The sequence below is a fragment of the Neorhizobium alkalisoli genome (assembly GCF_007829835.1).
Taxonomy (GTDB): domain Bacteria; phylum Pseudomonadota; class Alphaproteobacteria; order Rhizobiales; family Rhizobiaceae; genus Neorhizobium.
Genome location: NZ_VIWP01000004.1, coordinates 1 through 20,329, shown reverse-complemented (window position 1 = coordinate 20,329; position 20,329 = coordinate 1). Strand labels below are relative to the sequence as shown.

General features: G+C 59.6%; 19 protein-coding genes, 1 tRNA gene and 1 rRNA gene. 14 read left to right on the top strand and 7 right to left on the bottom strand.

Features of this window, described 5'->3' with window-relative positions:
• Nucleotide 1 precedes the first annotated feature (1 nt).
• From FHW37_RS15775 to scpA, 9 genes are all read left to right on the top strand, one after another.
• A complete protein-coding gene (locus FHW37_RS15775) occupies nucleotides 2–1,534 on the top strand; it encodes an acyl-CoA carboxylase subunit beta (RefSeq protein ID WP_145638128.1) in 1,533 nt (510 codons plus the stop codon).
• Between the two features lie 85 nt (nucleotides 1,535–1,619).
• A complete protein-coding gene (gene yghU, locus FHW37_RS15770) occupies nucleotides 1,620–2,525 on the top strand; it encodes a glutathione-dependent disulfide-bond oxidoreductase (RefSeq protein WP_145638126.1) in 906 nt (301 codons plus the stop codon).
• Between the two features lie 11 nt (nucleotides 2,526–2,536).
• Nucleotides 2,537–2,914 (top strand): hypothetical protein, encoded by a 378-nt coding sequence (locus FHW37_RS15765; protein ID WP_145638124.1) that lies wholly within the window; start codon nucleotides 2,537–2,539, stop codon nucleotides 2,912–2,914.
• Nucleotides 2,915–2,918: 4 nt separating this feature from the next.
• Nucleotides 2,919–3,278 (top strand): hypothetical protein, encoded by a 360-nt coding sequence (locus tag FHW37_RS15760; protein WP_145638122.1) that lies wholly within the window; start codon nucleotides 2,919–2,921, stop codon nucleotides 3,276–3,278.
• 41 nt (nucleotides 3,279–3,319) lie between these two features.
• Nucleotides 3,320–3,556 carry a DUF4160 domain-containing protein gene (locus FHW37_RS15755; protein WP_145638120.1) on the top strand — a complete coding sequence of 79 codons (237 nt, stop codon included), beginning with the start codon at nucleotides 3,320–3,322 and terminating at the stop codon, nucleotides 3,554–3,556.
• On the top strand, nucleotides 3,537–3,821 hold the full coding sequence (locus FHW37_RS15750) for a DUF2442 domain-containing protein (RefSeq protein ID WP_186458280.1): 285 nt from the start codon (nucleotides 3,537–3,539) through the stop codon (nucleotides 3,819–3,821). Before FHW37_RS15755 ends, FHW37_RS15750 begins: the two co-directional genes overlap by 20 nt.
• A gap of 11 nt (nucleotides 3,822–3,832) precedes the next feature.
• The gene (locus FHW37_RS15745) at nucleotides 3,833–5,866 is read left to right on the top strand and encodes an acetyl-CoA carboxylase biotin carboxylase subunit (RefSeq protein ID WP_145638116.1); all 2,034 of its coding nucleotides are present in this window, start codon (nucleotides 3,833–3,835) and stop codon (nucleotides 5,864–5,866) included.
• A 78-nt stretch (nucleotides 5,867–5,944) separates the two neighbouring features.
• Nucleotides 5,945–6,604: a DUF2161 domain-containing phosphodiesterase gene (locus FHW37_RS15740; RefSeq protein ID WP_145638114.1), complete on the top strand. Its 660-nt coding sequence runs from the start codon at nucleotides 5,945–5,947 to the stop codon at nucleotides 6,602–6,604.
• Nucleotides 6,605–6,798: 194 nt separating this feature from the next.
• On the top strand, nucleotides 6,799–8,925 hold the full coding sequence (gene scpA, locus FHW37_RS15735) for a methylmalonyl-CoA mutase (protein ID WP_432442872.1): 2,127 nt from the start codon (nucleotides 6,799–6,801) through the stop codon (nucleotides 8,923–8,925).
• A 4-nt stretch (nucleotides 8,926–8,929) separates the two neighbouring features.
• Here the strand turns inward: scpA and FHW37_RS15730 are convergent, their stop codons facing one another.
• From FHW37_RS15730 to FHW37_RS15710, 5 genes are all read right to left on the bottom strand, one after another.
• Entirely contained in the window at nucleotides 8,930–9,943 is a 1,014-nt protein-coding gene (locus tag FHW37_RS15730) for a LacI family DNA-binding transcriptional regulator (RefSeq protein WP_145638110.1), read from the bottom strand.
• Between the two features lie 4 nt (nucleotides 9,944–9,947).
• On the bottom strand, nucleotides 9,948–10,781 hold the full coding sequence (locus FHW37_RS15725; RefSeq protein WP_145639268.1) for an ABC transporter permease: 834 nt from the start codon (nucleotides 10,779–10,781) through the stop codon (nucleotides 9,948–9,950).
• Nucleotides 10,781–11,602, bottom strand: coding sequence for an ABC transporter permease (locus FHW37_RS15720; protein WP_145638108.1), 822 nt, complete (start codon nucleotides 11,600–11,602; stop codon nucleotides 10,781–10,783). The genes FHW37_RS15725 and FHW37_RS15720 overlap by 1 nt, the downstream gene beginning before the upstream one ends.
• Before the next feature lie 69 nt (nucleotides 11,603–11,671).
• Nucleotides 11,672–12,805: an extracellular solute-binding protein gene (locus FHW37_RS15715; RefSeq protein WP_145638106.1), complete on the bottom strand. Its 1,134-nt coding sequence runs from the start codon at nucleotides 12,803–12,805 to the stop codon at nucleotides 11,672–11,674.
• 40 nt (nucleotides 12,806–12,845) lie between these two features.
• A complete protein-coding gene (locus FHW37_RS15710; protein WP_432442865.1) occupies nucleotides 12,846–13,985 on the bottom strand; it encodes an ABC transporter ATP-binding protein in 1,140 nt (379 codons plus the stop codon).
• Nucleotides 13,986–14,313: 328 nt separating this feature from the next.
• Between FHW37_RS15710 and FHW37_RS15705 the strand changes: the two genes are divergently transcribed.
• The 5 genes from FHW37_RS15705 to FHW37_RS15685 all read left to right on the top strand — a co-directional run bounded on the left by FHW37_RS15705 (nucleotide 14,314) and on the right by FHW37_RS15685 (nucleotide 19,400).
• A complete protein-coding gene (locus tag FHW37_RS15705; protein WP_145638104.1) occupies nucleotides 14,314–15,459 on the top strand; it encodes an ABC transporter ATP-binding protein in 1,146 nt (381 codons plus the stop codon).
• A complete protein-coding gene (locus FHW37_RS15700) occupies nucleotides 15,456–16,382 on the top strand; it encodes a carbohydrate ABC transporter permease (protein ID WP_145638102.1) in 927 nt (308 codons plus the stop codon). The genes FHW37_RS15705 and FHW37_RS15700 overlap by 4 nt, the downstream gene beginning before the upstream one ends.
• Nucleotides 16,382–17,203 (top strand): carbohydrate ABC transporter permease, encoded by an 822-nt coding sequence (locus FHW37_RS15695; protein ID WP_145638101.1) that lies wholly within the window; start codon nucleotides 16,382–16,384, stop codon nucleotides 17,201–17,203. The genes FHW37_RS15700 and FHW37_RS15695 overlap by 1 nt, the downstream gene beginning before the upstream one ends.
• Nucleotides 17,204–17,231: 28 nt before the next feature.
• The gene (locus tag FHW37_RS15690; RefSeq protein WP_145638100.1) at nucleotides 17,232–18,524 is read left to right on the top strand and encodes an ABC transporter substrate-binding protein; all 1,293 of its coding nucleotides are present in this window, start codon (nucleotides 17,232–17,234) and stop codon (nucleotides 18,522–18,524) included.
• A gap of 75 nt (nucleotides 18,525–18,599) precedes the next feature.
• Nucleotides 18,600–19,400 (top strand): phosphodiesterase, encoded by an 801-nt coding sequence (locus FHW37_RS15685; RefSeq protein WP_145638099.1) that lies wholly within the window; start codon nucleotides 18,600–18,602, stop codon nucleotides 19,398–19,400.
• Between the two features lie 194 nt (nucleotides 19,401–19,594).
• Here FHW37_RS15685 and FHW37_RS15680 read toward each other — a convergent pair.
• Both FHW37_RS15680 and rrf read right to left on the bottom strand, forming a co-directional pair.
• Nucleotides 19,595–19,671 (bottom strand) — tRNA-Met (locus FHW37_RS15680).
• A 243-nt stretch (nucleotides 19,672–19,914) separates the two neighbouring features.
• Nucleotides 19,915–20,029: ribosomal RNA gene (rrf, locus tag FHW37_RS15675) — 5S ribosomal RNA — on the bottom strand.
• Between the last annotated feature and the right edge of the window lie 300 nt (nucleotides 20,030–20,329).

The window sequence follows — 20,329 nt, the reverse complement described above, 5'->3', positions numbered from 1 at the left end:
CATGCGTTCAGTCTTGAGTGAAGTCGAAAGACGGCGGGCCGAAGCACGGCTCGGCGGCGGTGAAAAGCGCATTGCCGCACAGCATGCAAAGGGGAAACTGACGGCCCGGGAACGGATCGAAGTCCTGCTCGACGAAGGCTCTTTCGAAGAATTCGACATGTACGTGACCCACCGCGCGGTGGATTTCGGCATGGAGAGCCAAAAGATCGCCGGCGATGGCGTCGTGACCGGCTGGGGCACGATCAACGGCCGGCAGGTCTATGTTTTTTCCCAGGATTTTACAGTCTTCGGCGGTTCGCTTTCCGAAACGCATGCCCAGAAGATCTGCAAGATCATGGATATGGCGGTGCGTGTCGGAGCGCCCGTGATCGGCCTCAATGACTCGGGCGGCGCCCGCATCCAGGAAGGTGTCGCCTCGCTTGGCGGTTATGCGGAAGTGTTTCGCCGCAATGCCGAGACATCCGGTGTCGTGCCGCAGATTTCCGTGATCATGGGCCCTTGCGCCGGTGGCGCGGTCTATTCGCCGGCGATGACCGATTTCATCTTCATGGTGCGCGACACGTCCTACATGTTCGTCACCGGACCGGATGTGGTCAAAACCGTGACCAACGAGATCGTCACGGCCGAAGAACTCGGTGGCGCGAAAACGCATACCCAAAAATCCTCGGTCGCCGATGCGGCTTTCGACAATGACGTCGAGGCTCTGGAGGCCGTGCGCCAGCTGTTCGATTTCCTGCCGCTGAACAATCGTGAAAAGCCGCCGACGCGCCCTTTCCACGATGATCCGGCGCGGCTTGAAATGCGGCTCGACACGCTGATCCCCGACAGTGCGGCAAAACCTTACGACATGCGGGAACTGATCACGGCGATCGCCGACGAGGGCGATTTCTTCGAGATCCAGGAAGCTTTTGCGAAAAACATCCTGACCGGATTCATCCGGCTTGAGGGACAGACGATCGGCGTCGTTGCCAACCAGCCGATGGTACTGGCCGGCTGCCTCGATATCGATTCGTCCCGCAAGGCCGCCCGTTTCGTGCGTTTCTGTGACGCTTTCTCGATCCCGATCCTGACGCTGGTCGATGTGCCGGGTTTCCTGCCGGGCGTGGCGCAGGAATATGGCGGCGTGATCAAGCACGGTGCAAAACTGCTGTTTGCCTATTCGGAGGCGACCGTTCCGCTCGTGACGCTGATCACGCGAAAGGCCTATGGCGGCGCTTATGACGTGATGGCATCGAAACATATCGGCGCCGATATCAATTATGCCTGGCCGACGGCGGAAATCGCGGTGATGGGCGCCAAGGGGGCGACCGAAATTCTCTATCGCTCCGAATTGGATGATCCTGAAAAGATTGCGGCCCGCACCAGGGAATATGAGGAGCGGTTTGCAAATCCCTTCGTGGCGGCCGAGCGCGGCTTTATCGACGAGGTGATCATGCCGCATTCGTCACGCCGGCGCATCGCCCGCGCCTTTGCCTCGCTGCGCGGCAAGCAGGTGACCACGCACTGGAAAAAACACGACACTATCCCGCTGTGACTGGAGACATTGGCGACATCGGCTCCCATATGAAGCCGGGCGCCTTCTCCGTGCCGCGCTGAATTCAAGCACAAGGATGATTTTGATGACCGAGAAATCCCCCGCCGACAATTTCCCAGCCGGCTATGAACCTGACAAGGTCTGGATCTGGGACAAGGGTAATGGCGGCCAGTTCGCCAATATCAACCGGCCGATCGCCGGGCCGACCCATGACAAGGTCCTGCCTGTCGGCAAACATCCGCTGCAGCTTTATTCGCTCGGCACGCCGAACGGCGTGAAGGTGACGATTCTTCTGGAAGAGCTCCTGGCCGCCGGCCATTCCGGCGCGGAATATGATGCCTGGCTGATCAAGATCGGCGATGGCGACCAGTTCGGTTCCGGTTTTGTGGACGTCAATCCGAATTCGAAAATTCCGGCTCTCTCGGATCACGCTCCGAAGGATGGTGGCGAGCCGGTCCGGGTATTCGAATCTGCCTCGATCCTTGTCTATCTGGCGGAAAAATTCGGCGCCTTCCTGCCGACCGAGCTGCGCGCCCGCACGGAAGCGATGAACTGGCTGTTCTGGCAGATGGGCTCGGCGCCTTTCCTCGGCGGCGGTTTCGGACATTTTTATGCCTATGCGCCGATGAAGATCAAATATGCGATCGACCGTTATGCGATGGAAGTAAAACGCCAGCTCGACGTGCTCGACCGGCATCTCGCCGACAACCAGTATATGGCGGGCTCCGAATACACGATTGCCGACATGGCGATCTGGCCGTGGTACGGCAATCTGGCACTGGGCCAGGCCTATGGCGATGCCGGCAACTATCTCGACGTCGGCACTTACAAAAACGTACAGCGCTGGACGGCCGAGATTTTTGCGCGTCCGGCCGTCAAACGTGGCAGAATGGTCAACCGCATGTCGGGCGATCCGTCCGAACAGCTTCACGAGCGTCACGACGCATCCGATTTCGATACGAAGACGGCCGACAAGATCGGCAAGGACTAAGGAATAAACGCATGGCCCGACCACCCGAAATGACCAAGCATAGAGGCTTTCCTTCCGGATTGCCGGGCCATGGCCACCACTTCACCATCCGTCGTGCCAATGAAAAGGGGGCAACGCCACTGAAGGCGCTGCCCCGCCTCGCCCGCCCGAACACGATCGAGCAGAAGGTGGATGCCGCCTTCCTGCATGCGCTCTGGCACCATTTTGGCGACGAGCCCTTCGAGCGCGGCAATCTCGACGCCGGACGGCTCAACCTTCTTTTCGGCCGGGAAGTCGTGCCGGCGGAAAGCCCATTCGATCCCGCGTCCTACGAAGCCTTGCTGCGCATCGACGAAAGGGTTGGCCGGAAGAATTTTCCGGATGCCTTCGAAGACATTTTCGAGGTCTAGACGCATGGCCAAGACCCCAGAAATGCCAAAACACCGCGGTTTTCCGGCGGGCCTGCTCGGCACCCAGTGGCAATATACGTTGCGCCGGGCAAACCCGAAGGTGACGGCGCTGAGCGCCTGGAAGCGCCACCCGACCATGGACAAGTCGATCGCCTTTGCCGATATCGGTTTCGTTCAGGCCATCTGGCAATATTTCGGCACCGAACCGTTCCAGCGCGGAAACCTTGACGGTGAGCGTCTGTGCCGCCTGTTCGGGCGCGAAATCCTGCCGGCGGAGCGGGCGTTCGATCCCGCCTCCTATGAGGCGTTGCTGAAGCTCAACGAGCCGCTCGCCCGCAAGAATTTTCCGCAGGCGTTCGAGTAGATATCCGAGGTTTTAGGCAAAGCACCAAGGAGGAAGTGCCAATGCCGACGCTGCTTTTGTGGAAAGGCCACCGCTTCCTCTTTTATTCCAAGGAGATTGGCGAGCCACCACATGTCCATATCCTGAAGGACGAAAAGCAGTTGAAGGTCTGGCTGAAGGATTCCAGCGTGGCGCGCAATGCTGGCTTCGCGCCTCATGAGGTGAATGCTATCCTCAAGGTGGTTGAGGATCACAGGGAAGGTTTCGAGGAGGCATGGCATGACCATTTTGGACATTGATGATCGAAACCTGCAGATTTCGGATGTAAGCGTTTCCGAGAACTCCATTGTTTTCATCATGGTAGATGGCCGTACGATTACCGCGCCGCTCTGGTGGTATCCCCGCTTGCAGGCCGCATCACCTGCTGACCGAGATGGGTGGAAAATCCTGCCATTCGGTGATGCGGTCGGATGGGAAGAGATCGACGAGTATATCAGCGCCAAGGCATTGATTGTCGGCGGTACGGCACCCGGCGCCACGCCGCCGGCGGAAGCGGCGGAGTGATCGGCAAAAGCATGTTCAAGAAAATCCTCATCGCCAATCGCGGCGAAATCGCCTGCCGGGTCATTCGCACAGCGAAGAGCATGGGTATCGCCACCGTCGCCGTTTATTCGGATGTCGATCGCGACGCCCTGCATGTAAAAATGGCCGACGAGGCGGTGCATATCGGCCCTGCGCCATCGAACCAGTCCTATATCGTCATCGAGAAGATTCTTGAGGCGATCAGGAAGACCGGCGCCGATGCGGTGCATCCCGGTTATGGTTTTCTCTCCGAAAACGCGGCCTTTGCGGCAGCGCTCGAAAAGGCAGGCGTTGCCTTTATCGGACCACCGGTCAAAGCGATCGAAGCGATGGGTGACAAGATCACCTCGAAGAAGATCGCCGCCGATGCCGGTGTCTCCACCGTGCCCGGTCATATGGGCCTGATCGAGGATGCCGATGAAGCGGTGAAAATCTCCGCTTCGATCGGTTATCCCGTGATGATCAAGGCTTCGGCCGGCGGCGGCGGCAAGGGCATGCGAATTGCCTGGAATGAGCAGGAAGCACGCGAGGGTTTTCAATCGTCGCGGAACGAGGCGAAAAGCGCGTTTGGCGACGACCGCATCTTCATCGAGAAATTCGTTGACCAGCCACGCCATATCGAGATCCAGGTGCTGGGCGACCAGCACGGAAACACTCTTTATCTCGGCGAACGGGAATGCTCGATCCAAAGGCGGAACCAGAAGGTCATCGAGGAAGCCCCCTCGCCTTTCCTGAATGAAGCGACCCGCAAGGCCATGGGTGAACAGGCGGTCTCGCTTGCCAAAGCCGTTGGCTATTTTTCAGCCGGTACGGTCGAGTTCATCGTAGACGGCAACCGGAATTTCTATTTTCTCGAGATGAATACCCGCCTGCAGGTGGAGCATCCGGTGACCGAACTCGTCACCGGCATCGACCTTGTCGAACAGATGATCCGAGTTGCCGCCGGCGAGAAACTCACCTTCGGTCAGGACGATGTGAAGCTCGATGGCTGGGCGATCGAAAGCCGGCTTTACGCCGAGGATCCCTATCGCAATTTCCTGCCGTCGATCGGAAGACTTTCGCGCTATCGGCCGCCGGCCGAAGGCAAGCAGCCGGACGGCACGATCGTCCGCAACGATACCGGCGTCTTCGAAGGCGGCGAGATCTCGATGTATTACGATCCGATGATCGCAAAGCTCTGCGCCTGGGCGCCGGGTGCCGGTTCATCTGCACGGCTGGCGGCGATCGATGCGATGGCGTCGGCGCTGGATGGTTTCGAAGTCGATGGCATCGGCCACAACCTGCCCTTTCTCTCGGCGGTCATGGAGCATGATCGTTTCCGTTCCGGAAAGATCACGACGGCCTTCATTGCGGAAGAATTTCCGGACGGTTTTTCCGGCGTGCATCCCAGTAACGAAGCCGCACGAAAACTCGCCGCGATCGCGGCTCTGGTCAACCAAGCCGTCCAGGAACGTGCGGTGCAGATTTCCGGCACGATCGGCAATCACCGGCGGGTTCTTGGAAGGGATTGGGTCGTGACGTTGGGCGGAACGGGTTCGGACATTCTGGAGCAAACCGTCAGCCTCGATACAGGGCCGGATGGAGCGACGATACGCTTTGCCGACAGCACGGCCGTCTCTGCCGCAAGCGGCTGGCTACCCGGCCAGACATTGGCGAATTTCAAGATTGGCGGCGAGTCGATGAGCGTCAAGGTCAACCTCGTCGGCACCGCCATCCGGCTGCGCTGTCGCGGCATGGATGTGAGCGCCCGCGTCCGCTCTCCGCGGGTGGCGGAGCTTGCCCGCCTGATGCCGATCAAGCTTCCACCCGACACGTCGAAAATGCTGCTCTGCCCGATGCCGGGCGTCATCACCAGCATCACGGTCAATGTCGGAGACAGGGTCGAAGCCGGCCAGACGCTGGCCACGGTCGAAGCTATGAAGATGGAAAACATCCTCAAGGCCGAAAGGCAGGGCGTGGTGAAGAATGTTGCGGCTTCGGCCGGCCAGAGCCTTGCCGTTGACGAACTGATCATCGAGTTCGAATAGGCTGGCGACAGTGGCTCATGGATCGGACATGCTCGCAAGGGCGTGTTCGGCCCGGCCAATCGCTGATTTCAGGCATTCATGGAAACCTCACTCTATCTTCCCGTCAAACAGTTCCTCGAGGCCGCCGGCTACGCGGTCAAAGGCGAAATCGGCGGCTGCGACATCCTTGGCCTTAGCGATGGCGACCCGACTGTCATGGTCGTCTGCGAATTGAAGCTGAGTTTCAATCTTGAGCTCATTCTGCAGGCGGTGGATCGCGCGGCAGCGGCGGATGAAGTGTGGATCGCCGCCCGCGTCTCCGCCAAAGGCAGGGGACGCGAGGCCGACAAACGTTATCGCGATCTCTGCCGACGGCTCGGGATCGGCATGCTGGGAGTGTCCGATTCCGGCGAGGTCAGCATCCTCGTCAGTTCCGTTTCGCCCATGCCTCGCACGAACCCGAAGCGACGTACGCGGCTGATCAAGGAACACCGCAAGCGGCAAGGCGATCCCGCGCTTGGCGGATCGACAAAAGTGCCGATCATGACTGCATACCGCCAGCAGGCACTCGCCTGTGCAGCGGCTCTCGCTGACGGTCCGCTGCGGCCGCGTGACCTGAAGCCGAGCGTACCGACCGCCGGTCAGATCCTGCTCAACAACTATTACGGCTGGTTCGAGCGGATCGACAAGGGCGTCTATGGCCTCAGCGAAAGCGGGGCGAGCGCGCTCAGGCAATGGCAGACGCCCAGCGCGAGTTAAGAGCCTTTGCCTCACAAGGCTGGCATTGGCAGGAACTAAATGCGGAACCTGGCTTTCAGCCTCTGATCCGCGTTCTATATTGATGGCTATACGCCATTGGCGCGTGCATACGAAACCGCTTGTCGAGGAGGAAATCGGTGTCGGACAGCAGCTCGAAAGGTCTCGATCCGGGTCAGAATTCCGGCAACAAGGGTTTGGAGGAATGGCAGGCCCTTGCGCAAAAGGAGCTGAAGGCTTCGCCGGACACGCTTGTCTGGCACACGGCTGAAGGCATCGATATCAAGCCGCTTTATACATCCGAAGATCTTCAGGGCCTGGATCATCTGGAATCCCTTCCTGGGATAAAGCCTTTCATGCGCGGGCCGCGCGCGACCATGTATGCCGGCAGACCCTGGACCATACGGCAATATGCGGGGTTTTCGACCGCGCAGGAATCGAACGCGTTCTACCGGCGCAACCTCGCTGCCGGCCAGAAGGGATTGTCCGTCGCCTTCGATCTCGCCACCCATCGCGGTTATGACAGCGACCATCCGCGCGTCGAAGGCGATGTCGGCAAGGCGGGCGTGGCGATCGACAGCGTCGAGGACATGAAGATCCTGTTCGACGGCATTCCGCTCAAGGACATGTCGGTCTCGATGACGATGAACGGTGCCGTGATTCCGATCCTCGCTTCCTTCATCGTCGCTGGCGAGGAACAGGGCTGTTCGCGCGCAGAATTGTCGGGCACGATCCAGAACGACATCCTCAAGGAGTTCATGGTCCGCAACACCTATATCTATCCGCCCGAACCCTCGATGCGGATCGTCGCCGACATTATCGAATACACGGCGAAGGAAATGCCGCGTTTCAATTCGATTTCCATATCCGGCTATCATATGCAGGAAGCGGGTGCGACACTGGTTCAGGAACTGGCCTTCACGCTTGCCGACGGGCGGGAATATGTGCGGGCGGCACTGGCCAAGGGGCTTAATGTCGACGACTTCGCAGGCCGCCTTTCCTTCTTTTTCGCAATCGGCATGAACTTCTTCATGGAAGCGGCCAAGTTGCGGGCTGCCCGGATCCTGTGGTCGCGGATCATGGAGGAGTTCAAGCCGCAAAAGCCAGGCTCGCTGATGCTGCGCACCCATTGCCAGACATCCGGCGTGTCTCTCGCCGAGCAGGACCCCTATAACAATGTCATCCGCACGGCTTATGAAGCATTGTCCGCAGTGCTCGGCGGCACACAGTCGCTGCACACCAACGCGCTTGACGAAGCCATGGCTCTGCCGACGGATTTTTCGGCGCGCATTGCCCGCAATACGCAGCTTATCCTCCAGCACGAAACCGGTGTCACCAAGGTCGTCGATCCGCTGGCAGGCTCCTATTATGTCGAGAGCCTGACCGCCGAACTGGCGGACAAGGCCTGGGCACTGATCGAGGAGGTCGAGAGCCTTGGTGGCATGACCAAGGCCGTGGCGGACGGACTGCCGAAACGGATGATCGAGGAGGCCGCGACGCTGCGCCAAGCCAAGCTCGATCGTGGCGCGGAAATCATCGTCGGCGTCAACAAATACCGGCTGGAAAACGAGGAGCCGATCGATATCCTCGCGATCGACAATACTGCCGTGCGCAATGCCCAGATCAAGCGATTGCAGGAGGTTCGCCGGACCCGTGATCAGCAGCGTGTTTCGGCAACCCTTGCCGTCATCGAACGGGCGGCCGAGAGCGGCGAAGGAAACCTGCTGGAACTGGCAATCGAAGCGGCACGGGCGCGGGCAACGGTCGGCGAAATTTCCGATGCGATGCGGCAGGCTTTCGGTGACCATTCCGCCGAGCCGGAAGTGGTGAACGATATCTACGGTGCGGCTTATGAGGGCGACCCGGAATATAAAACGATCGTGACCCGGCTTGCGGATTACGGCAAGGTTTCGGGCAAGCCCAAAATCATGATCGCCAAGCTTGGCCAGGACGGTCATGATCGCGGAGCAAAAGTGATTGCTTCGGCCTTTGGCGATATCGGTTTCGAGGTTCTGGCCGGGCCCCTGTTCCAGACACCGGACGAGGCGGCGGAACTTGCCGTCCGGGAAAAGGTACAGGTGGTCGGCATGTCCTCACTGGCTGCAGGCCACAAGACGCTGGCGCCACTGCTTGTCGAGGCGTTGAAGCAAAGGAAGGCAGATAACGTCATCGTCGTGGTCGGTGGGGTCATTCCCCGGCAGGATTATGATTACCTGCTGCAGAACGGCGTCTCGGCCGTATTCGGGCCGGGCACCAACCTTCTGGACGCGGCCAATTCGGTTCTCGACCTGCTCGAAGGCAGACGGCGCAATAGCGTGGCGTAAAGGCTCAACGGGGAACGAAGCTTTTGCGCGTGACCAGTTCCGGCACGACGCGCTCGTAACCGCGCGCTGCATCGGGATTTTGCAGCCGATGTTCTAGCAGCTGGACAGCGCGCGCGGCCATGATGCCAGGATCCTGGCGGAAGGTCGTCAACTCGTAGCTGAGCCAGGAAGCCTCCGGGACGTCATCGAAACCGATGAGGCCGATATCTTCAGGGATACGCAGTTCCGTTTCCCGGCGAATGAAATCCATGACGCCGAAGGCAAGAAGATCATTGGCGCAGAAGATCGCATCCGGCTTTTCCCCGCCCGCGAAAAGATCCCGTGCTGCGATGAGCCCACCATCGTAATCCGATTCAGGCCCGCGCACAGCCATGGTTTCTGCGCCTCCGGCCTTTGCAGCTGCCAGGAAGGCATTCTCCCTTTCGGCAATGCTTGGTGTGCCGGATTTCGAGCCGACAACCGCCAGCCGACGACAGCCGGCAGCGAGGAACAGTTCGGCTGCCCTGCCCGATGCTTCCGAATTTCCGGCGCTCACATGGTCAGCCTCGGTTTCTGAACGACCGATGACGACAAGCGGCTGGCCATTGCGTTGCGCAAGCTCGAAAAAGCTTGCCGGCGGCGACCCGGAAATGATGATCGTCGCTTCGGCACGGTGACCGATCAGCATTTTCTGCGCCGCCAGCAATTCCTCTTCCGTCTGTCCGGTATTGATCAGGATCGGAATGCTGCCGCGGGCAATCAGCGCCTTGGTGAGCGCCGCGATGAGGTGGGCGCGAAAGCCGAGTTCCGGCTTGGTAGCGACGATGCCGACCAGGCGGCTCTGGTTGGCCAGCACGCCACGGGCAAGATCGTTGACGTGGTAGCCGAGTTCTTCAGCTGCGCGCAAAACCTTCTCGCGCGTTGCTGCGGAAACACTGGCTCCGGGCGTGAATGTGCGAGACACCGCCGATCGCGACACGCCGGCCAACTGCGCCACCTGTTCGGCACTGACGAAGCGCATTCTCTTTTCGTCTTTCATGGCCTCAATGCCCTACCTTGGAAAGGACGTCGGCCTTCAGGAACCGTTCCACCACCATCATGAAAATCAGCGATGGAACAAGCAGCAAGAGGGCAGTGATCGATGCGATCTGATAATTGCCGCCGGAACCGGCGGTATAAAGCAGCAGCGGCAGCATGTTGACGTCCGGCGCGCCGACGAAATAGCTGCCCGTGAATTCATCCAGGCTTTCGAGGAAAACGAAGATGGCGCTTGCCATCAGGCCGGGTGCGGCAAGAGGCAGCGTGACGTCGAAAAAGGCGCGCATCGGTGCGGCGCCGATATTGCGGGCAGCCTGTTCGAGTTCCGGATCGACCGCCGAAAAGGCGGCAGTGGCGATCCAGACGGCATAAACGAGGCCGTGCGAGACGTGGACAAGGACTACACCGGGCACCGTGCCATTGAGGCCGATCTCATAGAATATGCGGGCAATGTTGACGTAGACCGTCAAATTCGGAAAGGCCTGCGGAATGAGAAAGGCAAGCAGGATGAGGCTGCGGAACGGCAGTTTCAGCCGCGCCAGCGCGTAGCCGGTGGGGATTGCCAGAAGCAGGGACACCACGACCGTCAGGACCGCGACAATCAGCGAATTGGTCAGCGATTCAATCGCGCCTCCGCGTGGAGCGAAAACCTTCTCCCAATAGCTGAAGCCGTATTGAAGCGGCAGGCTATGGGGAAAGTACCATTTTTCGGCGACCGTCCAGAGCACGAGATTGAAGAGCGGGCCGAAGATGAAAAAGGCGAGAAGCCCGAAGATGATGCCACGCGGGATCCACCAGAGGGTGGACCAGGCACCGCCGCCAAAAGAGATATTCCGCATCATGCGCGCTCCTTCAGGCTGGCGCGCAGATAAATCCAGGCGACGGAAGAGGCGAGTACCAGCGAGATCAGACCGAGCGCATTGGCGACACCGTAGTCACCGTAGGAATTGACCCGGAAGGCGATGTCGGCGGTCAGCATGGTCGGCGTCTGGGCATTGATCATCAGCGGTACCGAAAGAACCGACATCATCGTCACGAAAGAAAGGATAAGCCCGACAGTCAGCGTCATCTTCACCTGCGGCACGACGATCTCGATCAGCACCCGCAGGCGCGATGCGCCGAGATTGCGGGCTGCCTCGATCGTATCACGGTTGAGCGATGCCATGGCGCCGGCAACCAGCAGGGCGACAAAGGGTGTCTGCTTCCAGACGAAGGCGATGACGATGCCGCGCCAGTCGAGAAAGCTCGTCGCATCGATCGGCGCAATCAGTCCGAGATTGATGGCGACATTGTTCATCATCCCGCTTTTGGACAGGAAGGTACGCAGGACCTGGCCGACGACGATGAAGGGAATGAACATAGGCCAGCGATAGAGCCAGCGCAGGATGGCGACGGCAACGGGATGTTCACCGAGGGTCAGATAACCGCCGATCGCAATCGACAGAAGGCCGATCAGCGCCGTCGAGATCGCAATGATCACCACGCTGAAGATGATGTCCTTGGTATAAAGGTCAAAGGTCTTTTCGAAATTGCCCCAACCGAAAGCACCCTCCACCTGGAAGGCGCCGACCGCCGACATGACGAGCGGCAGGATGAAGAGGAAGGCAATCACTGCCAGTGCCGGCAGCACCAGCAGAAGACCCAGAAAACGTCCGGACATAGTCGACCAATCAAATGAGAAAGAGGCTCCCCGGAAACGGATCCGGGGAGCTGGATTTCCGGATGGCGGTTACTTTACCGACTTCTCGTAGGCTTCGAGGATCGCGTTGTTGTAAGGTGCGATCGGGAAAGGCTTGCCCTTGGAGGCAAGATCAGCCGGCGAGATATCGACGAAGAGCTTGTTCCAGGTGGCGTCGTCGAGTTCCGGCTTGACGTTGGTGGCGTCGATACCCGGATACCAGTTGAAGCGCTTGACGATGCCTTCGGCCTGGATCTTCGGGCTGGTCGCAAAAGCGATGAACTTTTCAGCCAGGTCCTTATGGGCGGTCTTTTCCGGCATGACATAGTGCATCGGCTGGCCAGGCATGCCCGGAGCCGGCAGGACGAGCTTCATGCTCGGCGGCAGCTGGCCGCTGGCCTTCCAGGAATAGAACATGTCGACCCAGACCGGACCCATGGCGATTTCGCCGCGGGCGAGAAGGTCAAGCGTGCCGGCATTGCCGGGGGTCAGCGTCGCGTTCTTGGTGAAGTCGGCGAGGCTCTTGAAGGCCGCATCCCACTTCTTGGTCTCTTCTTCCTTGAAGGGGCCGTTCATCAGCATGTTGGCATCGCCGCCGCCGAAGGCATAGATCCAACCCATGACGAAGGATACGCCGGAAGCGCCGCCCTTGATGCCGTTATAACCGAACTGCTTCGGATGAGCCTTGGCCCATTCAACCAGCTCAGCATAGGACTTCGGCGGGTTCGGAACGAGATCCGGATTGTAGGCAATCGCGGTCTGGCTGTTGAACATCGGCATGACGTAACCGTCGACATCGGTGCCGAGCGCCATCTTGGCATTGTCGCGGGTGACAAGCTTGCCGGTGTCGATGTCCGAACGGTACTTGTCGAGATAGTTCTTGGTGACCATCGGGCCGACGAACTTTTCGTGGACGACGGCAACGTCGATATCCCACTTGTCGGACTTTGCAGCCGACTGGGCATCGAAACGCTCGAGAATCTTCTGCGAACCGGCATCGCCGGGGCCGGTGCCGACGGCGCGGACCGTGTTGCCCGGATAGGCCTTCTCGAAAAGCGGGCCGAGATACTGGTTGATGTAGTCGACCATGTTCTGGTCGCCGGCGGTTGCGACGGTCAGCTCTTCGGCCTTGACCGGCAGGGCGGCAAAGGCGAGGGCGAAGGCTGCGTAAGACAATCTTCTCATGGATTTTGCTCCGTGGAGGTGAGAGGTCGGCATTATAAAGTCAGGCAGAAACCTTCCCGGACGTCATCGCCCGGGAATTGGTGGAGCCGGCCGCCTGATGCGGCGAGCTGAAAAGAAAGAGCGCTTCGGCCGGCACATGCACGGCGACGGCATCGCCCGGTGCAAAGGCGCGATCGGCATCCGCCATGATCTCGCGATCGCCCAACCGCACGACATGGCGCCAATGGCCACCCGGATAGCTGACGGCAAGGACTTCGCCGCGGAACGTGATGCCGGTACCCGGTGCCATGACGTCGCCAGCGGGGGCGAGACGAGCAGCTTCGGGGCGGAAACGGGCTTCGACGGAGCCGGTGGAAAGCGGCCGCGCCATCAAGGCGACGCTGCCCGCAGCATTGACAGGCCCCTCAGCGATGACAAATGCCTCGCCATCAACGGTGCCCGAAAGCGGCACGACGTTTTCGGCGCCCATGAAGGCTGCGACAAAGGCGGAGGCCGGACGATTATAGACTTCTTCCGGCGTACCGGCCTGGGCAATACGGCCGGCATCGAGAATGACGATCCGGTCGGCCATGACCATGGCCTCTTCGCGATCATGGGTGACGTGGACGGCCGTAATGCCAAGCCGCTTCTGCAGCGCCCGCAATTCATGGCGGACGGTCAGGCGGATACGGGCGTCCAAATTGGAGAGCGGTTCATCGAGAAGCAGGATTTCCGGATCGATCGCAAGGGCGCGACCAAGCGCCACACGCTGGCGCTGGCCGCCGGACAGCGCCGACGGTTTTCTTGCTTCCAGACCCTGAAGACCAAGCAGGGCCTGCATGGCTGAAACCCGCTCGGCAATCTTCGAGCGGGGAGCGCCGCGAAGCTTCAGGCCATAACCAATATTCTGCGCGACGGTCATATGCGGCCAGAGGGCATAGGACTGGAAAACAAGCGCCATGCCGCGCTTGTGCGGCGGCTCGGCTGTCATGTTACGACGGCGCACCATGACCTCGCCTGCCGAAGCTGTCTGAAAACCGGCCAGCAGGCGCAGAAGCGTGGTCTTGCCGCAGCCCGAAGAGCCTAGAAGAGCAACGAATTCGCCCTTGGCGATGGACAGGTTGATATCGTTAAGAACCTGCGTGGAGCCATACCGGCTGGCGATGCCGCGCAACTCCACAAAACCTTCGTCCATCGCCATTCGATACCTCTTTTGCACACCCGTGCAATCTTTCGAGGATCTCTTAGAGCGTGATTTTTACAGGCGCATGACACTGTGTCGGCGATTGGTGATCGTCAGGCCGAACTGAGCCTCACCCGGTATTTCATTTCGTCAAACGCGCTGTGCCGCAACGCATGCGATGACCTTGATATGGCCGCATCTGAAAATGACGAAAATCCGCAGCAGGCAACTTCGCCCACAAGAGGTTGCAACAGATCGCGCCGACATCCCAGTCACCGAATTTTCTCAAAACTGTCGCAGTCCTGTTACCTGCACGCCGCATAGGCGCCCCGAAAAGGAGCGCAGAATGCAGCCTCAATCAATCACCATCTCTGGAATCGGCAAGGGCTTCGGCGCGGACGACGTGCTCAAGGGCATCGATCTTTCCATCGTTCCCGGCGAGTTTCTGTCGCTTGTCGGCATGTCGGGCTGCGGCAAGTCCACACTGCTCAGGATCATTGCCGGGCTCGAGACTGCCGATCGCGGTACCGTCTCGATCGGCGCGCGTGACCTGACCGACGTCGATCCGGCAGACCGTAACCTGGCCATGGTTTTTCAGTCCTATGCGCTCTATCCGCATATGAGCGTCCGCGACAATATCGCGACGCCGCTGCGCATGCGCCGCCTGTCCATCTGGGAGCGGCTGCCGCTCATCGGACGCCTGCTGGTCAAGGCCGAAACGCTGCGCGAGATCGATAGCGCCGTAAAGGAAGCTGCCGACGTTCTGCAGATCAGCCATCTCTTCGATCGGAAGCCGGCACAGCTTTCCGGCGGCCAGCGCCAGCGCGTGGCGTTGGCGCGCGCTCTTGTCCGCTCGCCTTCCGCCTTTCTGATGGATGAGCCGCTTTCGAACCTCGATGCAAAACTGCGCGCCCATATGCGCAGCGAGCTCATCAATCTTCACGATCGCCTCGGGGCAACCTTTGTCTATGTCACGCATGACCAGATCGAGGCCATGACGATGTCCGACCGCATCGCGTTGATGTCGGAAGGACGTATCGAGCAGCTCGGAACACCTGATGAGCTCTATGGAGCGCCTGCGACCCTGACGGTCGCCCGCTTTATCGGCACGCCGTCCATCAATCTGCTGCCGGCCGAAATCGACAATGCTGGTGATGTCCTTCTTTTCGGGCGCAGGCTGGGCCTTCGATCCAGCAATGCCGCGCGCGGCCAGGCTACACTCGGTATTCGCTCGGAAGACATCTTCCCGTCGGCAGACGGTATCGGCGCGCGTATCCTGCGCAGCGAGACCCAGGGCGCCGACAGATACGTCACCTGCCAGCTCTATGACGATGAGAAGATCACCGTGGTGCTGCGCCAGCGGGCCGGCGAAGAGATCAGCATGAATGACCAGGGTCGAATCCGGCTCGGCTTCAGCAAAGCGCATATGCATCTCTTCGGATCGGACGAGAAGCGCTGCGAGCTCACTTCTCTCGAGCAGGTGCCGGCATGAGCATCGCGGCCCCCATAGCCGAGGTGGATATCGCTGCAAAGCCGCGACGGTCGTCGACTGCCCGCCGGATGGCGCGCCGCGGTATCCTTTTCGCCTTGCCTGCAGCACTGCTGCTAGTGCTGACCTACATCATACCGATGATCGTGCTGGCCGTATTCTCGGTCACCGATTACCAGCTGGGCGCGCTTTCAACCAGTTTTGTCGGGCTTGAGAATTTCCGCAAGGCATTCGCCGATCCCGTCTTCATGCGGGCGCTCTTCAACACTGTCCTCTATGCAGTGATCGTCATTCCGGCCGGTGTCTTCCTCGCGCTCGGAATTGCCTTGCTGGTCTATAACCGCAAACGCAGCCGTGCCTTCTGGGAAGTTGCCTACTTCCTGCCGGTCACGGCGACGCTGGTCGCCATGGCAACCGTCTTCCAGTTCCTGCTGCATCCGTCACTCGGACCTGTGAATGCCGCCATCAAGTGGCTCGGCTTCGAGCCGGTCAGCTTCCTCTCGAATCCCGTGCTGCTCATTCCGACGATGGCCATCATCGGCATCTGGCAGGTGCTAGGCTTCAACATGGTGCTCTTCCTGTCCGGCCTGACGGCGATCCCCAAGGACCTGCATGAGGCAGCACGCCTCGACGGCGCCAAGAACCCGATCGACCGTTTTCTGACGGTGACCTGGCCGATGCTCGGCCCGACGACAATGTTCGTTGTCGTCACGACCTCGATCTCCGCCTTCAAGGTTTTTGAGACCGTTGCAGTGCTGACCAAAGGGCGCTCGGGCTCGGAAGTCCTGCTCTATGCGATCTATCTCGAGGGCTTCGAATATTCGAATACCGGCTACGCCGCCGCCCTGACTCTGATTTTCCTGGCCATCGTCCTGATACTGTCGATCGGCCAGACGCTGCATATGGACCGGAAGGTGCATTACTGATGAGCGGGCTCAAGAAATACATTCCCCATGCCGTGCTGGCGGTCGGAGCATTCATCATGCTCCTCCCGTTCTACTGGATGTTCCTGACATCGATCCGCTCGGCTGCCGAGATCTTCGATGTGTCGCTGTGGCCTATCCCGCAGGAATTTTCGGCGGCGGAGAACTATTCCCGCGCCGCGGGTCAGGTGCCCATGGCACGCTTCATGCTGAACGGCGTGATCGTCTGTTTCGGCATTCTATTCGTCCAGGTCGTCACCGCGGTGCCTGCGGCCTACGCTCTCGCCAAGCTGCGTTTCCCCGGACGCCGGCTGTTTCTGGTGCTTGTCATCGCGGCGCTTTGCGTGCCGATCCAGGCGCTCGCCTTGCCGCTCTTCGTCGGGCTGGCACAGGCGCAGCTGCTGAACACCTATTTCGCGATGATGATGCCCTTCTTCCTGTCGGTCTTCGCGATCTTCCTCTTCAACCAGTCTTTCCGCAGCTATCCGAGCGAGATCATCGAGGCGGCCCGCATGGACGGGTTTTCCGAGCTGGAAATCTGCTGGCGGCTGGTGCTGCGCGGCTCCCTGCCGTCTCTCGCAGCCTTCTCGGTATTCTCGCTCGTCGCCCATTGGAACGACCTCTACTGGCCGATGATCGTCGTCACGGACACCAATCTCGCACCGCCGCCGCTCGGCATGCTGCTCTTCGCAGACGTCGAATCCGGCGCGAACTACGGCGCGATCATGGCGGGTGCAGCCATCATCACCGCACCCATGGTGGTCTGCTTTCTCATCGCCAGAAAACACTTCATCGCCGGCATCACCATGACCGGTGTGAAATAAGCCCCTCCCCAACTCCCCGGAGATTTCCATGACCATCAACCGACGGACCATTCTCGGCGGCCTCGCCCTTGGCCTCACCCTGACCGGCTTCACCGCATCTGCCCATGCGGAAGATGTCACGCTCAACGTGCTCTACAACCTGCCGGGCTTCACGAAATTCCATCAGCCGCTGGCTGACGAATTCATGAAGCGCAATCCAGACATCAAGATCAACTTCCTTGCTCCGGCAGCAGGTTACAACGAAGGCCAGCAGCAGGTTCTGCGCGCCGCCGTGACCAACAATCTTCCGGACGTCTATTTCTCCGGCTACAATCTGACCGGCGAACTGGTTCACACGCTTCTGCCGCGCAAGCAGATTACCGAGCTGACGCCCTTCATCGAAGCTGACGGCGGCCAGGCCTTCCTCGACAAGAACTACAGCCCGAAAATGGCGGCTCTCGGCCAGGTCGACGGCAAGCAGTATGGCCTGCCGGTCAATGCTTCTTCGCCGATCATGTATGTCAATGCCGATCTGGTGAAGAAGGCTGGCGGCGATCCTGCCAACATGCCGAAGACCTTTCCGGGCCTGATCGAGCTTGCAAAGAAAATCCACGCGCTCGACCCGAAGGTCGCCGGCATGGGCTACGACATCAACGGCTGGCCGGATGACTGGCTCTGGCAGTCGCTGGTCTTCGAACAGGGCGGCAAGCTGGTCGACGAATCCACCAAGAAGGTTTCCTTCGACAACGAAATCGGCCTCAATGCGCTGAAGCTCACCCGCCAGTTCGTCACCGAAGGTGGCCAGAACCTGCTCGACTGGGACCAGTCGCGCCAGCAGTTCGGTGCAGGCCTCACGGGCTTCATCTTCTCCACGCCGGCACACGTTCAGACCATCGAAGCGCTGGTCGGCAACCGCTTCCAGCTGGCCACCACCACTTTCCCGCTCGACAACGCCAAGGATGGCGGCGTTCCGACCGGTGGTAATTCGGCCGTGATCCTGACGCAGGACAAGACCAAGCAGGAAGCTGCCTGGAAATATCTGAAGTGGGTGACCGGCCCGGAAGCCCAGAACACGATCGTTCGCATCACCGGCTACCTGCCGACCAACAAGCTTGCGACCGGCCCGGACTTCCTAGCGCCCTATTATGCCGAACATCCGAACGTCAAGACTGCCTCGCTGCAGGCTGACCGTTCGCTCCCTTGGGCCGGTTATCCGGGTGGCGATTCGGTTCGCATCTGGCGCACCCAGCGCGACATCATCGGCACGGTCATGCGCGGAGAAATCACCCCGGAAGTTGGTCTCAAGCAGATGGTTGAACAGACCAACGCCCTGATGAAGTAATCGGACTTATCGCCACACCTCAAAGGCCGCGGAAAAACTCCCGCGGCCGATCTGTTTTTTCAGGAAGTTCAGCCAGTGAAAATCATCCAGCTCACAGACACGCATCTGATGCCGTCCGGCCATTCGGTCAACGGGATCGATCCGGAGAAGCAGTTGCGCGCTGCCGTTGCGGATATCGTCGAAAAACATGCCGATGCAGACCTGCTCGTCATGACCGGCGACCTGTGCAATCACGGGGATCCGGAGGCCTATGCGATCCTCAAGGATATTCTTTCCTCTGTGCCGTTTCCCGTACGCCTCATGCTCGGCAATCATGACGACCGCGCCAATTTTGTAACGGCTTTTGCCGAACATCCGCGCGATGAGAACGGTTTCATCCAGTCCTTTCAGGATACGGAATTCGGTCGACTGATCTTCCTCGACAGCCATGAGCCAAACGTCATCGGCGGGATTTTCGGCGCCGATCGCCTAGCGTTTCTCGAAGCTGCCCTCGCTGGCGCCGGCGAGCTTCCGGCCACCGTATTCATCCACCATCCGCCGATGGACTGCGGCATTGCGCATTTCGACCATATCGGCATGCACGATGACGGTGCTGTGATGGACGTGCTTTCGGCCCATAAAGGCGGCGTCAGGCATATCGTATTCGGCCACATCCATGTGCCGATGGCGGGCACCAGTTCAAGCGGTATCGCCTATAGTTCAGGGCAGGCATGTTCGCATCGGTTCATCACGGATCTGACGGATCCGATGCCATATTGGACAGGCGGCAATCCCTGCTACCGGATCATCGAGATCGGGACTTATGGTTTTCGGGCTTACGATGCGCAGGTTGGTGAAGTTGTAACGGGACGCGCACCGATCTGCGAAGGGCCGTGATGGCCGAAGCGGCGATTCTTTCGTCGCCGTTTTGAATATCCGAAGGACTATAAATGCTTTACCGGCGCGGCGAGTTGGCACTCTCCGCGTCATTTTTATGACTTGTCAGCGACCCGCGCGGTTGAGCCTTGAGGCTGGCGCCGCGTCGCGCTGCGTTTGCCTTCGTTTATTCCGGTATTCTTTGAGGAAAGATTTGGTTGCGGGGGCAGGATTTGAACCTGCGGCCTTCAGGTTATGAGCCTGACGAGCTACCGGGCTGCTCCACCCCGCGTTGAGCGCAAACCTTTGGTTTGCGCGGCTACGTCCCAGCGAAGCTGTGACGGACTGTGCCGGAGCAAAACCCTATGGGTTTTGTCTCCTGTAAGGATGGCACCAGATCAAGACCTGATAGCGATCCTTGCATTCTTTTTGTTCTGCTGTGACCCTTAACGACGAAAGGCCGCTTATGGGCGGCCCTTTGGATCGGCATGGGCCGTCAGTTTTCGTGATGAGAAGATTTGATTGCATTTAAAAGACCTGGCAGCGACCTACTCTCCCGCGTCTTGAGACGAAGTACCATTGGCGCAGGGGTGTTTCACGGCCGTGTTCGGAAAGGGAACGGGTGCAGCCACCCCGCAATAACCACCAGGTCATTTAAAGGCAATTTTTTCGAGAAGCTGGTGAGAGGTAACCCTCTCGTTTGTCTGTTTAGAACACGTCTTGAACTTTTCCAATCCGACGAATGCTTTTGGCACCCGTACAGGCCAGAGGCCGTCGCCAATCGTTTGGCGCGCCGTCCGCAGGGCTACAGCCCGTGAGGACAAAAGTTATGGCCATCATGACTGCTCGAAGAGCAGTCGTGATGAGCATGGTCAATGAGAACGATCAAGCCAATCGGGCTATTAGTAAGGCTAAGCTTCACACATTGCTGCGCGTCCACACGCCTCCTA